Raw genomic sequence first — 753 nt, 5'->3', positions numbered from 1 at the left:
CAGACCAACAGCCACGTAAGGACACGCAAGCATACGTCTTGACCAAAGCCGATATCGATAACACGCCTGAGACTGAGCATGTCCATCAGTTCAATGAGCAAGCCATTCGCCATACAGTGTCGCTCAGTGATATTGTCGGTCTGACGAAATTTGGCTTACATCTGGTGCGAGTGGAGGCAGGCGATGAGACGACGACGCATCACTATCATGAGGAGTCTGATGAGTTTATTTATGTGCTGTCAGGCGAGCTGTCGCTGCGCTATGGCGATGAGCAGTATCAACTGAGTGCTGGAGATTTTGTCGGTTTCCCTGCTCATGGCGCGGCGCACTCGATGCGCAATGAGAGCGATGCCGATGCCACTTATCTAATGGGTGGCAGCCGACCACCGATTGACATTACCCTGTATCCAGAGATCAATCGCAAAATGTATAAGATCCATGGTAAAAAGGAGTATGTGGATATGGAGGATTTGGGTGAGGTTTGAACTGTCTAGTGGTAAAAACAGCCAATCCTACTATCCTCTACTGCCTACTTATCTAGGCGTAGCTTGGCTACGGTTTGGGGCATTCCTGTTTGATCACGATACTGCCCTAAAAACTAGCCTTAGCAACACGCCTTTTCAAGCAGGATAAACGTTACCGTCAGGGCTAACGGTTAGATTATATTCCTACGAATATTTATCGTAATTTCAATATAACTACCTTATTCTTCTGTCCATGATAATATACGATTTTCAGCATCTTCATGAAATA

At 46.2% G+C, this 753-nt stretch carries 2 protein-coding genes; both read left to right on the top strand.

The features are described from left to right. The coding region (locus ACS8FC_RS16990; protein ID WP_439297651.1) for a cupin domain-containing protein at positions 1-485 on the top strand (485 nt) is incomplete at its 5' end. After that, positions 475-633 (top strand): hypothetical protein, encoded by a 159-nt coding sequence (locus ACS8FC_RS16985; protein ID WP_439297650.1) that lies wholly within the window; start codon positions 475-477, stop codon positions 631-633. The genes ACS8FC_RS16990 and ACS8FC_RS16985, both read left to right, overlap by 11 nt. Positions 634-753 lie beyond the last annotated feature (120 nt).

It is taken from the genome of Psychrobacter sp. 1Y4, assembly GCF_051847555.1.
This window is presented reverse-complemented; position numbering and strand designations above follow the sequence as displayed.